This is a genomic window from Sphingomonas aerophila, from assembly GCF_014199305.1.
Taxonomy (GTDB): Bacteria; Pseudomonadota; Alphaproteobacteria; order Sphingomonadales; family Sphingomonadaceae; genus Sphingomonas; species Sphingomonas aerophila.
Genome location: NZ_JACIJK010000009.1, coordinates 1 through 13,827 on the forward strand (window position 1 = coordinate 1; position 13,827 = coordinate 13,827).

Consider the following 13,827-nt stretch of genomic DNA (forward strand, 5'->3'; position numbering starts at 1 on the left):
CGCCCGGGCCGAAATGCACGATCCCGACCGAAACAGCAGCCGGATCGTAGGCGGGGCGAGCAACCAAGGCCGGCACGCCCGGTAAGGAAGCGACAAACAAGCGGGTCACAGCGTCACCCCGCGCCGCCGGCCTTCACAACGTGCCGGAACGTTCCGCTCACGATCGCGGCGGGGCAGGTGGCCAGGGGAGCGGATCGCGATTGGGCCGCGCTGGCATCCCTCGTTGGTCATGAAAGACGCAGTCGGACTCATGAGAGCTAGATACGCCTGACTTGGTCGAAAAGGCTACTGCTTCCCCGACGGCAATCATGGGCCCGTCCGAGCAGCCCCTTGCCGGTCGCAACCGTATCGCGTTTCGTGCGCCTGTCGACAGGCGCCTGTCGGAAGCGGGCCAGCCTTGCCGCCGCGTCCCAAAAGCGGGCCCGGCCATCACTGACCGAGCCCCGGAACCTTAGCGACGCGCGGCCGCCACTGCCTTGTCGAAGTCTGCCTGAGTGATGCCGACGGCCAGCCCCGCTGGCGTTGCAGCAAAACCGCTTACCGGCAGGCGGACGTCGCCGCCCTTGCTGCTGGTGACGGTAACGAACTGATCGTCCGCGGACTTGACCTTACCCAGCACGTTGCCCGCGCTACCATGAACGGCAGTGCCGGCTACCAGCAGCGCTTTTGTCTGCGCCTGCGTCTGTGCCGCTGCCTGGGCAGCCGCCGCGTCCAGCTCCGCCTTTGTGTTGCCCAGCACCAGGCCGTTCGGGCCCGCAGCGAAGTTGCCGACCGGCACGCCGACCTTGTTGGTGCCTGTGTCCACGATCGCCGTGGCCCCATTCACCTGGGCAATCGTGCCAACCGATGCGCCGGTCGCGTCGACCACGGCTGCACCGGCCGAGACGTTGGCAGGCGCAGCGGGGGCGGCAGGCGCAGCGGGGGCGGCAGGCGCAGCGGGGGCGGCAGGTGCGGCTTGCTGTGCCCCTGTTGCGGGTGCGGCCGGGGGTGTCGCGGGTGCAGGGCTGGTCTGTGCCAGCGCGGTGCCCGCGCTCAGCAGGGCGACCGCACCAGCGGCGAAAAGCGTGTTACGCATTAACTCACTCCTTCGTTAATCGCGAAGGGAGGTACGCGTTTCGATACGCTTCCGTTCCATCAACGTCCCACGCCGGTATATTCCAGTCCGGCAGAGCGCACCTGTTCCGGGTCGAATATGTTGCGCAGATCGACGACGACAGGCGCGGCGAGCAGTGACTTGATACGCTTCAGGTCGAGCGCGCGGAAGGCGTCCCATGGAGTGACCACGACCACCGCGTCCGCACCCTCGATCGCCTCATAAGGGCCAGTGGCGTATTCGATATCGGGCAGCAGCGGGCGGGCCTGTTCGGTCGCTTCGGGGTCGAATGCGCGTACCACGGCGCCGGCGTCGGTCAGCGCCTGTACCACCGCGATCGCGGGGCTGTCGCGCATGTCGTCGGTGTTCTGCTTGAACGCGAGGCCGAGCACCGCAACCGTCTTGCCGCGGATGGAGCCGCCCATCGCCGCGATCACCTTGCGACCCATGGCCCGCTTGCGCTGGTCGTTGACCGCCACCACCGCTTCGACGATCCGCTGGGGTGCCTCATAATCCTGGCTGGTCTTGAGCAGGGCCAGCGTGTCCTTGGGGAAGCACGATCCGCCATAGCCGGGTCCGGCATGAAGGAACTTGGACCCGATCCGGTTGTCGAGCCCGATGCCGCGCGCGACCTCCTGGACGTTGGCACCGACCCGTTCGCACAGGTCCGCGATCTCGTTGATGAACGTGATCTTGGTCGCGAGGAACGCATTGCCGGCGTACTTGATCAGCTCTGCCGTGCGCCGCCCGGTGACCAGGATCGGCGCCTGGTTGAGATAAAGCGGCCGGTATACCTGGCGCATGACTTCCGTTGCACGCGTGTCCTCCGATCCGATCACGATCCGGTCGGGGCGTTTGAAGTCGTCGATCGCGGCGCCTTCGCGCAGGAACTCGGGGTTGGAGACGACGCCGAACTCGGCCTGCGGGTTCGCCTCGCGGATGATGCGCTCGACCTCATCGCCCGTGCCGACCGGCACCGTCGATTTGGTCACCACCACCGTGTAGCCGGTGATCGCCTCACCGATCTCCCTGGCGGCGCCGAACACATAACTCAGGTCCGCATGGCCATCGCCTCGACGTGACGGCGTGCCGACCGCGATGAACACCGCGTCCGCTACCCCGTCGGCAAGGCTGGTGGTGAAGCGCAGGCGGCCCGCCTTGACGTTGCGCTCGACCAGATCGTCGAGGCCGGGCTCATAGATCGGCATTACGCCGGCGAGCAGCCGTTCGATCTTGCTCGCATCCTTGTCGACGCAGCATACGTCGTGACCGAAATCGGCAAAGCAGGCCCCGGATACCAGGCCGACATAGCCTGATCCGATCATGGTAATGCGCAAAGCTCGACCCCTTTAACTTATGCTCGTCTCTAACCGGGCTCTAGCGCCCCGGCCGGCCGGTGGAAACCACGGCTGGCCCCGCGAATCTCAGCGGGTAAATTGCTCGAATATGTGTGCCGGCCCCTGTCGCCCGTGCAGCACTTCCGCCACTGCATCGAGCAGCGGCGTATCGACATGGCCGCAATGCGCCTCCAGCGCGTCCACAGCCCGTACACCCTCGGCAACGAAGTCGGACCGGACCAGATCGATCGGGATGCCCTTGCCCATCATCAGGCCGATGGTGCGGTTGCGACTGGTATCGCACAATCCCGTCAGCAGGATATCGCCAACACCCGAAAAGCTCCACAGCACATCCGGGTGGCAGCCCATCGCATCGAGTACCCGGCGCAGTTCCTTGATGACCAGTGTTGCGGCCATATAGGTCGTGTTCTCCGACGGACCCGTCGAGCCGACCAGCCCGAGTGCGATGGCGTAGACGTTCTTGAGCGCGCTCGCGATATCGACCGACGCCGCAGACGGGATCGCGTCCAGCGCCAGCGCGCCGCCCCCGAACAGGTCGGTTACCCGCTTGCCCACTGCCGGGTCGTCGGCACCACAGGTCATGCCGGACCATTCGCCCAGGAACAGCGGCCTGGAAAAGGTCGGGCCCTTTAACGCGACATAGCTCACGTCAGGCGCAACGTGCCGGAACAGCTCCGCAAAGGTGAAGTGGTCGGGATGAAGCCCCTTGATCAAGTTTACCACGACGGTGCCCGGTGCCGCGCCCGCGCCGATCTGGGTAGCGTAACCGTCCATGACCTTGGACGGGAAGGCGAGAAACAGCACCCGCGCGCCAAGCACCTCGTCCAGCGATGCCGTCGCGCTAATCAACGGGTTGAGCGTATGGCCGGGGAAGAAGCGGCTATTCTCCCGCGTCGTGTTGATCGCCTCTGCCTGTTCGGCCGTGCGGGATAACAGGCGCACTCGGTTGCCGCCCCGCGCGAGTGCAGTGGCAATGGCGGTGCCGAACGATCCGGCGCCGAGCACGGCAATGTCAGCATTGTTGACGGGGCTGGTCATTCAGGCGGTCTCTAACTTGCCGCGGCCCCTTGTCCACCGGGGTCCATCCACAATGCGACAACCCGGGCGGCTGGCGGGCCGGCGGTCAGGAGTTCCGCCGGATACCGGTTTCGTCGGGGAAAGCCGCCTCGCCCGTGCGAATACGGCTAGCCGCGATCAAAGCCGATCGCTTCCGCCGGGACGACGCGGGCGATCATGGGCAGGATTTCCTCGGTTGAGAAACGGTGCCATTCGGCTGACATGGACGAGCAAACGTCCTCTGCAATGACGACGTCGTAGGACAACTCCCATGCCGATCGCGCGGTGGACTCGACGCCCATGTTGGTCGCGATGCCGCCGATCACGACCGTGCGGATGCCACGGCGGCGCAGCAGCAGGTCGAGATCGGTGCCGGTGAACGCGCCCCAGTGGTGCTTCAACACCACAAGGTCGTCGGGCTGGCGAAAACCCTCCACGAAATCCTCGAAGCCGGGCGGCGTGCCTTGGGCCGGCAGCGATGGCTTGTCCGCCGCCCCGCTCGGGCCGTTGTGCCGGTCGAGAGCGACATGCACCAGCACCACCGGCGCTCCCGCGTCACGGAACCGGGCGGCAAGGTTCTTGGCGCGCTCGACCACGGTAGCGCCGGTAAGCGGCGCCTTGTTGTCGGTGGCGATACCTTGTTGCAGGTCGATCAGGATGAGGGCGGTGGAGCGGGCGTCATAGGTCGGCATGGCCGCTCAACCAGCAGGCACCTGTCCCGTTCCGTCACAACGGATCGGGGTGAAGGTATAGATAGCCGTCGTCGAACTCGGCGAGGCGGCGCAGGCCGGCAAGATCGTGGATGGTGACGCGCGCACCCGAAAAGGACATCAGCCCGCGTTCGCGCAGCACACGCAGCATCCGGTTGACGTGCACCGGGGTCAGCCCGACGCATTCGCTCAGGTGCACCTGCTTCAGCGGCAGGTCATAGCCACTCTCGTCCGCCATCCCGATCAGGCCTAGGCGGACCTGCAACTCACAGATCAACGCCGCCAGTCGTTGTTCGGCAGAGCGCTGGCCCAGTGACAGCTCCCATTCGCGATGGATCGCCGCGTCGAGGTTGGTGGTGAACCAATAGATCCGGGTCAGTCGGGGATGTGTACGCGTCAACTCCTCCAGCTTCTCATGCGGCGCGGTTGCGACAAGGCAGTCGCTCATCGCCGCGATGTCATGGTCGAGCCGCTTGAGCGCAAAGGAATGAAGGTCCGCGAAGTCACCGGGCACTGCGACTTCCGTCACCTGGCGCCGTCCATTCGCCATGTCCTTGTACCGGCTGAGGAACCCGTCCAGCAGCAAGGTGCTGTTTTCCAGCCGCTTGCCCGCACGGATCAACAGGGTGCCGGCGGGAACGCGAGTGGGGGCGTCGAGCAGGCCGCGGATCGCCCCCTCCTCCTCAGCCGAGATGGAATGGCGCGCGCGAAGCCTGTTGAGATGACGTTCGATCAAGCCGTCAACGTCCGCCATGTTTCTGCAACATCCTCAAAAAAAACCGGCACACGCCGTGCGTCTGGCGGTTCATTTTGCCCGATGGGCAACCAGGTCGTCCACCACTGCGGGGTCCGCGAGTGTGGAGGTATCGCCCAGTTGCGACACATCGCCCTCCGCGATCTTGCGCAGGATGCGTCGCATGATCTTGCCCGACCGCGTCTTTGGCAGGCCTGGGGCGAATTGAAGCGCATCAGGCGTTGCAATGGGGCCTATCTCGCGCCGCACATGAGTGCATAGCTCTGCCCGCAGCTCCTCCGATCCCTCCACCCCGGCGTTCAGCGTGACAAAGGCGTAAATGCCCTGGCCTTTCACATCGTGCGGCATGCCGACCACTGCGGCTTCGGCAACCTTGGGGTGAAGCACTAGCGCGCTCTCCACCTCCGCAGTGCCCATCCGGTGACCCGACACGTTGATCACGTCATCCACCCGGCCGGTGATCCAGTAATAACCGTCCTCATCGCGCCGGCAGCCATCGCCCGTGAAGTAGGTTCCGGGATAGGTGGTGAAATAGGTCTGGAAGAAGCGATCGTGATCGCCCCAGACGGTGCGCATCTGCCCGGGCCAGCTCTGCGTCAGGACAAGGTTGCCCGACGTTGCGCCTTCCAACACCCGGCCCGTTTCGTCCACCAACTGCGGGTCGACACCCGGCAGCGGTCGGGTCGCGGAGCCCGGCTTCAGCGCGGTGGCGCCGGGCAGGGGGGAGATCATGATCCCGCCGGTCTCCGTCTGCCACCAGGCGTCCACGATCGGGCAACGACCGTCACCCGCCACCTCATGGTACCAGCGCCATGCCTCCGGATTGATCGGCTCCCCGACCGATCCCAGCAGCCGCAGCGACGCGCGGCTGGTCCGCTTTACCGGTTCGTCGCCGTCCTTCATCAGCGCCCGCAAAGCGGTGGGCGCGGTGAACAGCGTGTTGACCTGATGCCGGTCGACCACCTGCCAGATCCGGCTTGCATCGGGCCAGTTTGGTAGCCCTTCATACATCAGCGTCGTCGCGCCGTTAGCGAGCGGGCCATAGAGAATATAACTGTGCCCGGTGACCCAGCCGATGTCGGCCGCGCACCAGAACACCTCTCCGGGGCGATAATCGAAGCACCATTCGTGGGTCAGGCTTACCCACAGAAGATAGCCGGCGCTGGTATGGAGCACGCCCTTGGGCTTCCCGGTCGAGCCAGATGTGTAGAGGACGAAGAGCGGGTCCTCGGCGTTCATCGGCTCGGGCGGGCAGTCGGCGGCGACCAACCCAGCCGCCTCATGGTACCAGATGTCGAGGGGACCCATCGGCACGTCGGCCCCGGTGGCACGCACCACGACGACCCGCTCCACCGACGGGGCACGCTGCACCGCCGCGTCGACATTGGCCTTTAGCGGGATACGTTTGCCCCCGCGGCGGCCCTCGTCGGCGGTGACCACGACGCGGGAGTCGCAATCGACGATGCGCCCCGCAATGGCTTCCGGGCTGAACCCGCCGAACACGACGGAGTGGATCGCGCCGATCCGCGCGCAGGCGAGCACTGCAAAGGCCGCCTCCGGGATCATGGGCATGTAGATCGTTACCCGATCGCCCTTGGCCACCCCTTGCGCCTTCAGCACGTTGGCGAAGCGGCAGACCTCGCCATGCACCTCGCGATAGGTGAAGTGGCGTGGCTGTTCGCTCGGTTCGTCCGGTTCCCAGATGATGGCCGTGGTGTCGCCGCGCTCTGCCAGGTGGCGGTCCAGGCAGTTCGCGGCGACGTTTAGCACGCCATCGGCGAACCAGCGAATGCCGAAATCCGCCTCGTCGAAGGACCATTCGCCCGCCTTGCGCGGCGCCTTGATCCAGTCGAGACGGCCGGCCTGCTCCAGCCAGAACGCGTCCGGGTCCGCGCGGGCGGCTTCGTACATCGCGGCATAACCCGACTCGTCCAGCGTCGCCCGATCTGCCCAATATGCGGGGACGGGGTACAACTCGTCGGACATCAGCGCTCTCCTGCCTGGTTGCTTTTCGCCTAGCCGCCTGAAAGGAGGGGCGCAAACACGCAGGAGAGCGCATGTCTTCGACCCTGGAAGAACTGGCCCGCCGTCGCGAGGCGGCCCGCCTTGGCGGTGGTGAAAAGCGCATCGCCGCACAGCATGCCAAGGGCAAGCTGACCGCGCGCGAGCGTCTGGACGTCCTGCTCGACGAGAACTCGTTCGAGGAACTCGACATGTTCGTCGAGCACAACGCCATCGACTTCGGCATGGCGGACCAGGTGATCCCGGGCGACGGCGTGGTGACCGGATCGGGCACCATCAACGGCCGGCTGGTGTTCGTGTTCAGCCAGGATTTCACGGTGTTCGGCGGCTCCCTGTCGGAGCGGCACGCCCAGAAGATCTGCAAGATCATGGACATGGCGATGAAGGTCGGCGCGCCTGTGATCGGCCTTAACGACTCAGGTGGTGCCCGCATCCAGGAAGGCGTCGCCTCGCTGGGCGGGTATGCCGAGGTGTTTCAGCGCAACGTGCTGGCCAGCGGTGTGGTGCCGCAACTCAGCCTGATCATGGGACCGTGCGCGGGCGGCGCTGTTTATTCGCCCGCCATGACCGACTTCATCTTCATGGTGAAGGACTCGTCCTACATGTTCGTCACTGGCCCCGACGTGGTGAGGACAGTAACCAACGAGGTGGTGACGCAGGAGGCGCTGGGTGGCGCGATCACGCATACGACCAAGACCAGCGTCGCCGATGTCGCGTTCGAGGACGATATCGAGGCACTGCTCGCCGCGCGCGATTTCGTGGATTTCCTACCCGCATCCAATCGATCAGGGCTGCCGGAGCGGCCGACCAGCGATCCCTGGGACCGCATCGAGCACAGCCTCGACACGCTGATCCCGGCCAATGCCAACCAGCCCTATGACATGCATGAGGTGGTTCGGAAGGTCGTGGACGAGGGCGACTTCTTTGAGGTACAGCCCGCTCATGCCGCCAACATCATCTGCGGCTTCGGTCGGATAGAGGGGCGGACCGTCGGAATCGTCGCGAACCAGCCGACCGTGCTGGCGGGCGTGCTCGACATCAACTCATCCAAGAAGGCGGCGCGTTTTGTCCGCTTCTGCGACGCGTTCAACATTCCGATCGTGACGTTCGTGGACGTGCCGGGCTTCCTCCCCGGCACGGCGCAGGAGCATAACGGCATCATCAAGCACGGCGCCAAGCTGCTGTTCGCCTATGCCGAGGCGACCGTGCCCAAGATCACCGTGATCACGCGCAAGGCTTATGGCGGCGCGTATGACGTAATGGCCTCCAAGCACCTGCGCGGCGACCTCAACTATGCCTGGCCCACAGCAGAGATCGCGGTGATGGGTGCAAAGGGCGCGGTGGAGATCATCTTCCGGGGCCGCACGCCGGAGGAGATCGCCGAGCGAACCGCCGAATATGAGGCGCGTTTCGCCAACCCGTTCGTGGCCGCGTCCAAGGGCTTTATCGACGAGGTGATCCAGCCCCATTCCACCCGCCGCCGCATCGCGCTGGGCCTGCGTAAGCTACGCGGCAAGGTGCTCGAAAACCCGTGGAAGAAGCACGACAACATTCCGTTGTGAGGCGCCCTCCGGTACATTACAATGTGATTGTAAGGAGAGCGCGATGCAGAACGCCCGGGTGACATTTCTGACGACCCCCGATCGCAAGGCCGCGATCGAGGCGAAGGCGGCCAGCCTTGGCGTATCGAGCGGCGAGTACATCCGTCTGGCCGTCGACAATTTTGACCGGATCTCGGCAAAGGAGGAAGTCGAGCTTGCGGCGCTCGCCGCAGAGCTCAACGCCGCGGTTCCTGCGATGCGTGCCTCGCTCGACCGCTCCAATGTCGTGCTGGAAGACCTTCATGCCGAGATGAACCAGTTCTTCCAGGACCGGGGCATCGCCTGATGAGCACCATCAGCGACGTTTTCGCCGCGCTGAAGAAGGTCATGTTGTTGCAGGAGGACGTCGCCCGCCTGCAGCGCAACGTGGAAGCCATGGCGTCCGACGTTCGCCGGACCCGCGACTATGCGGATGGAATCGACCGTCGCGTCGTTCGTTTGGAAACATTGGTGGAGGTAGCGGCCGCGCAACGCGGGCGTGATGTGCCGAGGATCGAGGGATGACGCTGGGCCGCCTCAACCACGTCGGCGTCGCGACGCCATCGATCGAGCGCTCGATCGAGACCTATCGAACCCTCCTTGGTGCCGTGACGATTGGCGAGCCGTTCGACCTTCCGGCGCAGGGCGTGAAGATCTGCTTTCTCGACGCGCCGAACACACAAATCGAATTGATCGAGCCTTATGACGACGCTTCGCCCATTGCCGGTTTCCTGCGCAAGAACCCCGGCGGTGGCCAGCACCACCTCTGCTTTGAGGTTCCCGACATCCAGGCCGCTATAGCCGACCTGAAGGCGAAGGGAGCAACCCTGCTTGGGGAGCCGCGCATCGGGGCGCACGGCACGCCCATCGTCTTCATGCACCCGCGCGACACGGGTGGCGTGCTGGTCGAGTTGATGGAAACGCCGCAGGGGGATCACTGATGCCGGAGCATATCCTGGTCGACCGGCGCGGCGACGTGTTGGTGGTATCGCTAAATCGCCCCGACCGCCTCAACGCTGCGCCGCCCGCCATGTTCATTGAACTGCGGGAGGCGCTGGCCGATCTCGCCGGCGCACGCGCCGTGCTGATCCGCGGTGAGGGGCGGGGCTTCTGTTCGGGCGCGGATGTTGCGATGGGCGCGCTCTTGGCGGACGACCCGGGCGAGGCTACCTTTGCTGCGCTCACAACGGGTTATAATCCGACGCTGGAGGCGATCGCGAACCTGTCGGTTCCCGTGGTCACTGCGGTCCGCGGGCCCGCTGCCGGTATCGGTTGCTCGCTGGCGCTGGCCGGTGACTTCTGTATCGCGTCCGACACCGCCTATTTCCTACAGGCTTTCGTCAACATCGGCCTGGTGCCGGACGGCGGGGCCAGCTGGATGCTCCCCCGCCTGATCGGGCGCGCCCGTGCGGCCGAAATGATGATGCTGGGCGAGCGCGTGCCCGCGTCCAAGGCGCATGACTGGGGCATGATCCACCAGGTCGTTCACGACGACATGCTCGACGCCCGCGCACTGGCGTTGGCGGAACGGCTCGCGGCGGGGCCGACCGTCGCTCTCGGCCTGATGCGCCGTGCCCTGCACCGCGCCATGGAAACGGATTACGCGGCCGCCCTGCTGGCCGAAGCGGAGGCGCAGCGCACCGCGCGTGGGACGGCCGATGCACGCGAAGGCGGCCAGGCGTTCTTGCAGAAACGCGCGCCCGGGTTCACGGGAGCCTGATGGCCGAGATTGAACTCAACTCGGGAGAGGATGCAGGCAGCGTACCGCCTGCGCGAGACCTTCCCGAACCTACCCCGCAGCCGACGCTGTCCGACTGGCAGGCGCTCGCCGCCAAGGAAGTGAAGGGGGCAGGGCTCAACTGGCACACGCCCGAAGGGATCGACGTCAAGCCACTGTATACGGCTGAGGACGTCACCGCCGACCCCGGTTTGCCGGGCTTCGCGCCGTTCACCCGTGGCGTGCGCGCATCCATGTATGCGGGGCGCCCCTGGACGATCCGCCAATATGCCGGCTTTTCGACCGCGGAGGAATCGAACGCCTTTTACCGCCGCAATCTAGCCGCCGGACAGAAGGGGCTGTCCGTCGCCTTCGATCTCGCCACGCACCGCGGCTATGACAGCGACCACCCGCGGGTCGTCGGCGATGTCGGCAAGGCGGGTGTCGCGATCGACTCGGTTGAGGACATGAAGATCCTGTTCGACGGGATCCCCCTCGATCAGATGTCGGTCAGCATGACCATGAACGGCGCGGTGATCCCGATCCTCGCCTTTTTCATCGTTGCCGGCGAGGAACAGGGCGTACCCCGCGCCAAACTGGACGGGACCATCCAGAACGACATCCTCAAGGAGTTCATGGTCCGCAACACCTACATTTATCCGCCCGAACCATCGATGCGGATCATCGCGGACATTATCGCCTATACCTCTGCAGAAATGCCCAAGTTCAACAGCATCTCCATCTCCGGCTACCATATGCAGGAAGCCGGCGCGACGCAGGTGCAGGAGCTCGCCTTCACCATCGCTGATGGCAAGGAATATGCGAAGGCGGCGATGGCCGCCGGGCTCGACATCGACAAATTCGCCGGACGCCTAAGCTTCTTTTTCGCGATCGGCATGAACTTCTTCATGGAGGTGGCGAAGCTTCGCGCTGCACGGAGGCTGTGGCACCGGGTGATGACAGAGCTCGGCGCCCAGGACGAACGCTCCAAGATGCTGCGCACCCACTGCCAGACCAGCGGCGTGTCGCTCCAGGAGCAGGACCCTTATAACAACGTGATCCGCACGACGGTGGAGGCACTCGCCGCTGCGCTCGGCGGCACCCAGTCGCTCCACACCAATGCGCTGGACGAGGCGATCGCGCTTCCCACCGACTTCTCCGCCCGCATCGCCCGCAATACCCAGTTGGTGCTGCAGGAGGAAACGGGGATCACCAACGTCGTCGATCCGCTGGGTGGCAGCTATTATGTCGAGAGCCTGACGCAGGAGCTCGTCACAAGAGCCTGGGACATCATCGAAAGGGTCGATGCCGAAGGCGGCATGGCGAAGGCCGTTGCAGCCGGCTGGCCCAAGGCGATGATCGAGGAAGCCTCTGCCGCCCGTGCTGCTGCGGTGGACAAGGGCGAGACGGTGATCGTCGGTGTCAACAAGTATCGCCCGTCCGAAGACACCGCCGTGGACGTGCTCGACATCGACAATCATGCCGTGCGCGAGGCGCAGGTGCGCCGATTGGAGCAGCTGCGCGCGAACCGGGACGAGGCGGCTGTGACGGCGGCACTCGAGGCGCTGCGCGCCGGGGCGGAAGGGTCGGAGAATCTCCTCTCGCTCGCGGTCGACTGTGCGCGTGCGCGGTGCACGCTTGGAGAGATCAGCGCGGCGATGGAGGTCGCCTTTGGCCGTCACGCTACAAAGCCGACGCCCGTGTCGGGTGTCTATGGTGGCGCTTATGCCGACGACTTGCGTTGGGAACGGCTGCGCGATGGCGTTGATGCAACGGAGCGGCGGCTTGGCCGCAAGCCCCGGATGCTGGTCGCCAAGATGGGGCAGGACGGGCATGATCGCGGCGCCAATCTCGTCTCGTCCATGTTCGGCGACCTGGGGTTTGAGGTTGTACCCGGACCCCTGTTCCAGACCCCGGCAGAGGCCGCGCGGCTGGCGATCGACAGCGGCGTCGACGTGGTCGGTGCCTCCAGCCTTGCCGCCGGCCACAAGACGTTGATCCCCGAGCTGATAGGCCACCTGCGCGATGCTGGCCGCGCCGACATTCGCGTGATCGCGGGCGGGGTGATCCCGGCGCAGGATTACCAGTCGTTGCGTGATGCCGGCGTCCAGGCGATTTTTGGCCCCGGCACCAACCTGATCAACGCGGCCGAGGAAGTGCTGCGCCTGCTCGGCCACAACATGCCTCCGCGAGAGGAGGCCGCTGAATGAGGCTCGCCCTGCTGTCGCTCGCCCTGCTGGCAACGCCGGTCGCCGCGCAAACGCAGCAATCGCTGAACACCCAAGCCGCGGTGGATCATCGCCGCGCCGATGCACTGCTGAACGCGCAGTACCGGACGACCATGGCGCAAGCGCGCCGGGCAGGCGGGAGGAGTGCTTCGCTTTTGCTCGCTTCGCAGCGCGCCTGGCTCAAGTATCGTGATGCCGAGTGTGGACGCAGCGCCGCCCAGTATGAGGGTGGCTCGATGCAGCCGATGCAACATTCAGCCTGCCTTGCGCAGCTGACCCGTCTCAGAACCCGTGAACTCAAGGGCGATCCTCGCTGATGCTTCGTACCGACTGGACCCGCGCCGAGATCCGCGCGCTGTTTGACCTGCCCTTCACTGAACTCGTGTTCCGCGCAGCACAGGTTCATCGGGCCCACCAGGCCGCCGACGAAGTGCAGTTGTGCACGCTGCTGTCGATCAAGACCGGCGGCTGCCCGGAGGATTGCGGCTATTGCTCGCAGTCCGCGCACCACGGTTCAGGGCTGAAGGCCGAGAAGCTGATGGACGTGAACAGCGTCCTTTCCGCTGCCGCGGAGGCGAAGGCCGCGGGCTCACAGCGTTTCTGCATGGGCGCCGCCTGGCGCAGCCCCAAGGAGCGCGACATGCCCAAGGTGGTCGCGATGATCGAGGGCGTGAAGGCGATGGGGCTCGAAACCTGCATGACGCTGGGCATGCTTGATGAGGGCCAGGCCAGGACGCTCGCCGACGCAGGGCTCGACTATTACAACCACAACCTCGACAGCTCGCCCGAATATTATGAGCGGGTGACGAGCACGCGGACCTATCAGGACCGGCTCGATACGCTTGAAAACGTGCGCAACGCAGGCGTCAGCGTTTGTTGCGGCGGCATCGTCGGCATGGGCGAAACGCGGGAGGACCGCATCGGCTTCGTCCACGCGCTCGCCACCCTGCCGCGCCACCCCGAAAGCGTCACGGTCAACGCGCTGGTGCCGATCAGGGGCACTCCGCTCGGCGACATGCTTGCCGACACGCCGATGGCTCGCGTCGATGACATCGAGTTCGTCCGCGTCGTCGCCGCTGCGCGCATCGCCTGCCCCATGAGCATGATCCGCCTGTCGGCTGGCCGTGAAAGCATGAGCGAAGCGGCGCAGGCGCTCTGCTTCATGGCGGGCGCAAACTCGATCTTCACCGGCGACAAGCTGCTCACGACCGGCAACGCCGGCGACAGCGCCGACGCCGCCCTGTTCGCCAAGCTGGGCCTGCGCGCGATGGAGGGTGACGAGCCGATGCGGGTGGCGGCGGAGTGAGAA

14 protein-coding genes are annotated in these 13,827 nt (G+C 65.5%); 8 read left to right on the top strand and 6 right to left on the bottom strand.

What is annotated here, in order from left to right:
• Window positions 1–451: 451 nt before the first annotated feature.
• The 6 genes from FHS94_RS14090 to acs all read right to left on the bottom strand — a co-directional run bounded on the left by FHS94_RS14090 (window position 452) and on the right by acs (window position 6,957).
• Window positions 452–1,075: a hypothetical protein gene (locus tag FHS94_RS14090; protein WP_184058975.1), complete on the bottom strand. Its 624-nt coding sequence runs from the start codon at window positions 1,073–1,075 to the stop codon at window positions 452–454.
• Between the two features lie 59 nt (window positions 1,076–1,134).
• Window positions 1,135–2,430: a UDP-glucose dehydrogenase family protein gene (locus FHS94_RS14095; RefSeq protein WP_184058977.1), complete on the bottom strand. Its 1,296-nt coding sequence runs from the start codon at window positions 2,428–2,430 to the stop codon at window positions 1,135–1,137.
• An 87-nt stretch (window positions 2,431–2,517) separates the two neighbouring features.
• Window positions 2,518–3,489, bottom strand: a complete 972-nt coding sequence (locus FHS94_RS14100; RefSeq protein WP_184058979.1) for an NAD(P)H-dependent glycerol-3-phosphate dehydrogenase — start codon at window positions 3,487–3,489, stop codon at window positions 2,518–2,520.
• A 146-nt stretch (window positions 3,490–3,635) separates the two neighbouring features.
• Window positions 3,636–4,199 (bottom strand): isochorismatase family protein, encoded by a 564-nt coding sequence (locus FHS94_RS14105; protein ID WP_184058981.1) that lies wholly within the window; start codon window positions 4,197–4,199, stop codon window positions 3,636–3,638.
• 34 nt (window positions 4,200–4,233) lie between these two features.
• Window positions 4,234–4,971: a Crp/Fnr family transcriptional regulator gene (locus FHS94_RS14110; RefSeq protein ID WP_246348630.1), complete on the bottom strand. Its 738-nt coding sequence runs from the start codon at window positions 4,969–4,971 to the stop codon at window positions 4,234–4,236.
• 51 nt (window positions 4,972–5,022) lie between these two features.
• Window positions 5,023–6,957, bottom strand: coding sequence for an acetate--CoA ligase (gene acs / locus FHS94_RS14115; RefSeq protein ID WP_184058983.1), 1,935 nt, complete (start codon window positions 6,955–6,957; stop codon window positions 5,023–5,025).
• Between the two features lie 71 nt (window positions 6,958–7,028).
• Between acs and FHS94_RS14120 the strand changes: the two genes are divergently transcribed.
• The 8 genes from FHS94_RS14120 to bioB are packed head-to-tail and all read left to right on the top strand — an operon-like array spanning window position 7,029 to window position 13,824.
• On the top strand, window positions 7,029–8,555 hold the full coding sequence (locus tag FHS94_RS14120; RefSeq protein WP_184058985.1) for an acyl-CoA carboxylase subunit beta: 1,527 nt from the start codon (window positions 7,029–7,031) through the stop codon (window positions 8,553–8,555).
• Between the two features lie 43 nt (window positions 8,556–8,598).
• On the top strand, window positions 8,599–8,880 hold the full coding sequence (locus FHS94_RS14125) for a plasmid mobilization protein (RefSeq protein WP_184058987.1): 282 nt from the start codon (window positions 8,599–8,601) through the stop codon (window positions 8,878–8,880).
• Window positions 8,880–9,098 (top strand): hypothetical protein, encoded by a 219-nt coding sequence (locus FHS94_RS14130; protein ID WP_184058989.1) that lies wholly within the window; start codon window positions 8,880–8,882, stop codon window positions 9,096–9,098. Before FHS94_RS14125 ends, FHS94_RS14130 begins: the two co-directional genes overlap by 1 nt.
• On the top strand, window positions 9,095–9,514 hold the full coding sequence (gene mce / locus FHS94_RS14135) for a methylmalonyl-CoA epimerase (protein ID WP_184058991.1): 420 nt from the start codon (window positions 9,095–9,097) through the stop codon (window positions 9,512–9,514). Before FHS94_RS14130 ends, mce begins: the two co-directional genes overlap by 4 nt.
• Window positions 9,514–10,293 carry an enoyl-CoA hydratase-related protein gene (locus tag FHS94_RS14140; RefSeq protein ID WP_184058993.1) on the top strand — a complete coding sequence of 260 codons (780 nt, stop codon included), beginning with the start codon at window positions 9,514–9,516 and terminating at the stop codon, window positions 10,291–10,293. Before mce ends, FHS94_RS14140 begins: the two co-directional genes overlap by 1 nt.
• Window positions 10,293–12,500, top strand: a complete 2,208-nt coding sequence (scpA, locus tag FHS94_RS14145) for a methylmalonyl-CoA mutase (RefSeq protein WP_184058995.1) — start codon at window positions 10,293–10,295, stop codon at window positions 12,498–12,500. The genes FHS94_RS14140 and scpA overlap by 1 nt, the downstream gene beginning before the upstream one ends.
• On the top strand, window positions 12,497–12,835 hold the full coding sequence (locus tag FHS94_RS14150) for a lysozyme inhibitor LprI family protein (protein ID WP_184058997.1): 339 nt from the start codon (window positions 12,497–12,499) through the stop codon (window positions 12,833–12,835). The genes scpA and FHS94_RS14150 overlap by 4 nt, the downstream gene beginning before the upstream one ends.
• A complete protein-coding gene (bioB, locus tag FHS94_RS14155; RefSeq protein ID WP_184058999.1) occupies window positions 12,835–13,824 on the top strand; it encodes a biotin synthase BioB in 990 nt (329 codons plus the stop codon). The genes FHS94_RS14150 and bioB overlap by 1 nt, the downstream gene beginning before the upstream one ends.
• Window positions 13,825–13,827: the final 3 nt, after the last annotated feature.